Source organism: candidate division KSB1 bacterium (assembly GCA_022562085.1).
Taxonomy (GTDB): domain Bacteria; phylum Zhuqueibacterota; class Zhuqueibacteria; order Oceanimicrobiales; family Oceanimicrobiaceae; genus Oceanimicrobium.
The window spans coordinates 1-6586 of the sequence record JADFPY010000258.1; the positions used below are offsets into that span (position 1 = coordinate 1).

Annotated in this window: 5 protein-coding genes; 4 read left to right on the forward strand and 1 reads right to left on the reverse strand. The window is 43.0% G+C overall.

The window, feature by feature from the left end; translation table 11 throughout:
* Positions 1–1266: DEAD/DEAH box helicase family protein (locus tag IH879_17260; protein ID MCH7676672.1), on the reverse strand; the 1266-nt coding region annotated here is incomplete at its 3' end.
* Positions 1267–2086: 820 nt separating this feature from the next.
* Here IH879_17260 and IH879_17265 point away from each other — a divergent pair.
* The 4 genes from IH879_17265 to IH879_17280 all read left to right on the forward strand — a co-directional run bounded on the left by IH879_17265 (position 2087) and on the right by IH879_17280 (position 6454).
* Positions 2087–3340, forward strand: coding sequence for an FAD-dependent oxidoreductase (locus tag IH879_17265; GenBank protein ID MCH7676673.1), 1254 nt, complete (start codon positions 2087–2089; stop codon positions 3338–3340).
* An 83-nt stretch (positions 3341–3423) separates the two neighbouring features.
* Entirely contained in the window at positions 3424–4296 is an 873-nt protein-coding gene (locus IH879_17270; protein ID MCH7676674.1) for a radical SAM protein, read from the forward strand.
* Between the two features lie 119 nt (positions 4297–4415).
* On the forward strand, positions 4416–5609 hold the full coding sequence (locus tag IH879_17275) for a methyltransferase domain-containing protein (protein ID MCH7676675.1): 1194 nt from the start codon (positions 4416–4418) through the stop codon (positions 5607–5609).
* A gap of 59 nt (positions 5610–5668) precedes the next feature.
* A complete protein-coding gene (locus IH879_17280; GenBank protein MCH7676676.1) occupies positions 5669–6454 on the forward strand; it encodes a metallophosphoesterase family protein in 786 nt (261 codons plus the stop codon).
* Positions 6455–6586: the final 132 nt, after the last annotated feature.

Consider the following 6586-nt stretch of genomic DNA (forward strand, 5'->3'; position numbering starts at 1 on the left):
CTTGATAAGGTTAAACTGATTTCTAATCTCGATAAGGGTATTGTTTATCGGAGTTGCAGATAACATTAGAACTTTAACATCGTCGTTTTTCTTTAATATCTCTTCGACAAAAAATTGATATCGCTTCGACTTTCCGTTTCTTAGATGGTGGCTTTCATCAATAACAAATAGTTTTGGTTTGTCATCAACGAACAAGGTATCTGCTCTTTCTATTCTATACCCTTCTTTATCCATTCTCTCTGGATCCAGGTCCGTATGATAGCGGATGAAAAACTCCAACTGATCTTTTTCAAATTTTGAATTTTGATGCCGAGAATACCTGTTCCAGTTATATTGAAGCTTTTTAGGGCAAATCAAGATGATCTCTCGCCCCTGTAATTGAAAAAACTTCATAACTGCAAGAGCACTCCATGTTTTGCCCAAACCAACAGCATCTGCTAAAATAGCCCCGTCAAATTTCTGATGCATTTTTATTAAACTTAAGAATCCTTTTTGCTGAATATCATATAGAGTATTGTATATGACTGTGTTTTCTAAGCGCCCAACTTGCCTATTGAATTCCGGATTATCCTGTTCTGCAAGAAGCTGATTGCCGAAAAGTTCAAAAAGCACTTTATAATAAAGCTGTTTTGGGGTGTACTTGATAAATATTTGTTCAATCGCTTCAATTAAATATTCTTTAAACGGTGTAGTATGTTTCTTTCCCTTTTCATCTACAATTGTCTTTGTATGATGTGCTTCTTTGCTTTGCCATAATTCACTAAACCACTTGCATAATTCCTGATACTGATTGTTATTGCCAGTTTCGGCAATATTAAGCTCTACATTGTTTGTTTCTTTTAAGCCTATTCCTGCTTCTGTTAAATTAGAACTTCCGGAAATAAAGTATTTGTGCCTGGCATCTGTCTCTGGGTTAAAAAGATAAACCTTTGCATGGCAGAAGTTAGGCTCAAGTGTTTGTACTTTGACCTTTTCCTGTTTTAAAAATTCAACTGCTTCCTTTGCTACTGCACTCAATTCAAGTGCAGCCTCTATTGTGATATTTTCACTCAGCAAATCAATTGTACGGTCTTGTATTATGTCAATATTTACTATGTCACCAAGAACCATTTTAAATTCTTTAATCTTATCGTTTATCTGGCGGGAAAGAAATGCAAGTGCCCCAACTGTGAAATACCCGGTAACAACATCTATTTTGCCGGAGTCAGTGTATTCTTTGAGCCACTCGTAAACTTTTTGGTTTTCATTTTTGTTGTCTAGTATCATGTCTTTCCTTTAATTTAACTATCCGTTTAGCTTTGCCCACTTGCACATAACATATCAAAATATGGAAAATTTTCCATATATCGCCCTTTTTAGCCTGGACTTTTTCTGTCGATCAGCATATTAAAACTGAAAATGGAAAATTCCAGCAATACTTTCCATGTACTAATACGAATGGCTAGTTGAAAAAATTATTTCCCCCGAAATGCGCCGAACGCACCGAAATTCACCGAATTAGTGGTTATAGCTTTAGGACTGATGTGCATTTTGCAGTCATTTTCAAGAATACTAAAATATCATACTTTCGGTGACCCTCGGCGACTTCGGCGTGATTCGGTGGGAAAATTATTTTGCCGCGATTCAACTTAACGGGTCATTCATATTTTTAATTAAACAGGTTAACCCCGATAATTCATGAATTACATTTTAGGCTCGACCCCAAAAGCAGAGTGTAGTCGATTTACGCACTGAGTGAATTATCGGGGTTAATCATTTTGACTACAATTATTTGTCCTTGAAAATTTTGTCCATTAACCTGCATTATTCATGAACCTGCGTTTTAGGTATGAAACAACAATAGAAACCTGTCAAAAGTAGAGATGACATAGTTTGTAGTTCACGCTTTAGCGTGCTCATTGGCAGCCTAAAGGCTGTACTACGAACATACCTCATGAGAATTCATGAATAATGCAAATTAAGCAACGATTTTATGATTAAGGTACTAAAACTTTCTCATTGCAAATGGGAATAATCCTGCCTACATTCATGTTCACACATGCATACTCATGCATATATTGAAACGACCGAACAACAAGTACATTAAATGAGTCAAAGAATTGCTATCCTCGGAGCCGGTCCAATCGGCCTTGAAGCAGCGTTGTATGCAAACCAGCTCGGATATAAAGTTGAAATTTTTGAACAAGGCGAAGTCGGCGCCAATATGCTCGATTGGGGTCACGTGCGTTTGTTTACCCGGTTTAAAATGAACCATTCGAGTTTAGGAGTGATCAGTATTAAGCGGGAATCACCCAACTGGCAAGAACCGGATGGGGAAGGATATTTGACCGGCAGGGAATTTGTAGATACCTACCTCGTGCCGCTGAGTCAATTATCTGCATTGAAAAAGAAAATTAACACGGGAAGGAAAGTTGTTAGTATTGGCCGGGAGAACATTTTAAAAGGCGAACTCATTGGCGACCCTGCACGTACCTCTTATCCATTTCGGATTCTAACCGAAAATTCCGCTGGCCAGGAACAAGTGCACACGGCAGATATAATCATTGATTCAACCGGCGTTTACAACAATCCAAATTGGCTGGGCGATGGCGGCATTCCGGCTTTAGGTGAATTGAAAAACAAGCCGTTTATTAACTATCAAATGCCGGATGTTTACGGCAAAGATCGTTCGAAATTTGCCGGTAAAAAATCGTTGGTGATGGGTGCAGGATACTCGGCCGCAACCGTAGTTTGCGATTTTCAAAATCTCATTCGTGAAGAGCCGGCGACTTCCTTGATTTGGGCCATTCGTGGCAGCCGCTCGCAGCCGATTCCGCTTATCCAAGACGACCCTCTGCCAAGTCGCGCCGGTCTAACCAAACAGGCAAATTCAATATTACAAGATGCTGCCGAAAACATTCAATTCAGAAATAACACGATAGTTGATTCTATCGAGTATTTCGAAAATAAAAATGCTTTTTCCGTTGGTCTTAAAAGTAATGGGCATCTTGAAAAAGTCGAAGTTGACCGGGTGATTGCCACGGTGGGCTATGGGCCGGACAATTCAATTTACCGGGAGTTGCAGATTCACGAATGCTACGCCTCGCGCGGTCCAATGAAATTGGCGGCGGCACTTTTAGGCGCCTCTTCTGCAGACTGTTTGGCACAGGAAAGCGCGGGTGCGGATACGCTTAAGAATCCCGAGCCAAATTTTTTCATCATTGGCAATAAAAGCTACGGACGCAACCCGACTTTTTTGATTCGCATGGGATTAAGCCAAATCGTCGAGGTTTTCTCTCTGATTTCCGGGGACGAAAAATTAAATCTGTATCAAACGGAAAGTGAAGGAGCAGTTGCTTGAGCCTTGAAAGTCTGAAAGTTCACGATGCAACCCTCGAAATCAGAGCGCCGGAAGTTCCTACTTACAAACCGGCGTTTAAGGACATTCCTTCGGCGCCGCTTTACAGTCTGGATACTCTTTGGTTTCAAGTGGGCGGCACAATTTGCAACCTCTGGTGCACTCACTGCTTCATAAGCTGCAGTCCCGAAAATCATAAATTTGGTTTCATGCCCCGTGAAGAGGTCAAAAAATATCTGGAAGAATCGAAACAGATAGGCGTGAAGGAGTACTATTTTACCGGCGGCGAACCGTTTATGAACCGGGACATGCTTGGTATTCTGGAGGATACATTAGCCATCGGACCAGCCACGGTTTTAACCAACGGCATCTTGATCCCTGAACGGGTGGCCACCCGACTCAAGGAGATTGCGGAAAATTCGATTTACTCTTTGGAAATCCGCGTCAGCATCGATGGCTTCACAGAAGAGGCTAACGATAAAATTAGAGGGGAAGGCAGTTTTAGAAAAGCGATGGCGGGGGTCAAGAATCTGGTTGAAAACGGCTTTCTGCCAATTATTACCGTTGCTCAGACCTGGGAAGATTCCGAAACCGAAAAAATTTTTAACGGTTTTAAAAAGACCATGAATAAGATCGGTTACACCCGCCCAAGAATCAAGATGATTCCGCCGCTCCGAATCGGACGTGAAAAAATTCGCGGCCGCGGCTACGACAAATATGAATACATCACTAAAGAAATGATGGTGGATTACGACGACCATCTCTTGCAATGCACCACCGGCCGCATGGTCACCGACAAAGGCGTCTACGTTTGTCCGATTTTAATCGATTACCCGGAAGCGAAACTTTCAGACACCTTAGCTGAATCGTTTGAACCTTATCCATTAAAACATCAGGCATGTTATACCTGCTACATCTCCGGAGCAATCTGCCATAATTTTTCGGCGTCTGAAAATTAAATTTTAAATTTAACCACGAAGGCACAGAGTTCACGAAGAAAACTTAAAAATCCAATAAAGAATTCCTCTGTGTCTCAGTGCCTCTGTGGTTCAATTTTTTTAAAATAAAAGGAAAAGTCATGAGTAGCAAATCAAACGGTAAGTCCAATCATTCCACAAAGAAAATCAGCGTAGAAAAAGCGGTTCGCGAACGGTACGAACAGGGCGCCCAGGTTCAAGAAGCCGCCCTTTGCTGTCCGGTTGATTATGATGAAAAATACCTGGAAGTCATTCCGGAAGAGATCATCGAGCGCGATTATGGCTGTGGTGACCCGTCTAAATATGCGAATCCCGGCGAAACCGTTCTCGACCTGGGCAGCGGCACGGGAAAAATTTGCTACATCATTTCCCAAAAGGTCGGCGAGGAGGGCAAGGTCATAGGTGTGGACATCAATGACGAAATGCTGGGCTTGGCAAGAAGCTACCAAAAAGAAATCGGCGATAAAATCGGCTATCATAATATTGACTTTCGTCGTGGCAAAATTCAGGACTTGAAACTTGACCTGGATAAAGCCGATGTCTTTCTCAAAGAAAACCCAATCAAAGATGCGAGCGATCTGCTGAGTTATGAAGAATTTATTGAGGGACAACAAAAAAATCAACCGCTGATCGCAGACGGTTCGGTAGATTTAGTTGTTTCAAACTGCGTATTGAACTTGGTAAAAGATGAGGACAAGAAAAAACTTTTTGCAGAAATCCACCGGGTATTGAAAAAAGGCGGCCGGGTTGCCATTTCCGATATCGTTTCAGATGAAGACATTCCTGAGCACTTAAAAAACGATCCCGAACTTTGGAGCGGCTGTATTTCCGGCGCCTTAAAGGAAGACGAGTTCCTGCAAGCCTTTGCAGATGTTGGATTCTACGGCATCCGGATTGAAAGCCGCCAGGAGGAACCGTGGCAGACCATCGAAGGCATTGAATTTCGCTCACTGACACTTACCGCATATAAAGGGAAAGAGGGACCCTGTCTCGAACGTAATCAGGCCGTCATCTACCGCGGCCCCTGGAAAGCGGTCATTGACGACGACGGTCACACGCTGCATCGCGGCGAAAGAATGGCAGTTTGCGATAAGACATTCAAGATTTATGCTCAAGAGCCTTACATCGGCGACATCATTCCCGTTGAGCCTTACGCAGACATTCCGCTGCAAGAAGCTGACAGCTTTGCCTGCAATAAAAGTGCCCGGCGGCACCCCCGCGAGACAAAAGGGTTGGAGTATGATAAAACTGAACTGGCGGATGGCCCGGTTTGCGGCCCGGATGGATGCTGTTAAATGTAATGCAAGCGTCCCGCTTGCGACTCAATTGAGGACAATTGAGTTACAATAAATAAATGAATTGCAAAAAAATCGCCGTCTTCGGCGGTGTCTACAACAACTACCTCGCCCTCGAAGCGCTGGTCAAAGACGCCAAAAATCGCGGCGCTGAAAAACTCTACTGCCTCGGCGACCTCGGCGCTTTTGGCCCCAACCCGGACAAAGTTTTTCCCATTTTATTAGAAAACAATATCGAAGTGGTTCAGGGCAATTACGACAATTCCATTGGCAACGATCTCAGCGACTGCCAATGCGGCTATACCGACCCCCAGGATAATTATTTCGCGCAAATTAGCTATGACTACACTTTTGTAAACACCAACACTGAATTTAAAGCCTACCAAAAAAAACTACCCAGCGAAATCCGCTTAGAGTTCGGCGGCAAAAAAATTTTGCTTTGCCACGGCTCTCCCCGGCAGACGAATGAATTTCTCTGGGAGTCCACCACTCCGAATCACTTCCTGGAAAAACTTTTTCAAAATCATGAATCAGACATTATTCTAACAACGCACACCGGCATTCACTGGCAAAGGCAATTGTCGAACGCCAAGCTGTTCGCAAATGTAGGCGTCATTGGCCGTCCGGAAAATGACGGTGAGACCCATGTGTGGTATGCCATCTTAACTGCAAACGGCGATGTTGACATCGAATTCATTCCGCTGGAATATGACTGCAAAAACCTGGCTACTGAGATGAAAGAAGAAAATCTTCCACAAGAGTTTATCGACACGATTTTGACCGGATGGTGGACGACGTGTTTGGAGATTTTGCCGGCGAAGGAGAGGGTGCGGGGAAAATACTAACGATTTTGCATCATTTGAAATGCCACATTCACGCACATAAATTTGATGCTTCTATAACTTATATTTGGGGCACAGTTTGCGTAGGTTGGGTTCATTTTTTTGAACCCAACATCTTTATTCTCCAAAGATACT

Coding starts and splice junctions, on each gene's coding strand:
- IH879_17265 (MCH7676673.1), top strand. CDS start 2,087: ATGAGTCAAAGAATTGCTATCCTCGGAGCCGGTCCAATCGGCCTTGAA.
- IH879_17275 (MCH7676675.1), top strand. CDS start 4,416: ATGAGTAGCAAATCAAACGGTAAGTCCAATCATTCCACAAAGAAAATC.
- IH879_17280 (MCH7676676.1), top strand. CDS start 5,669: ATGAATTGCAAAAAAATCGCCGTCTTCGGCGGTGTCTACAACAACTAC.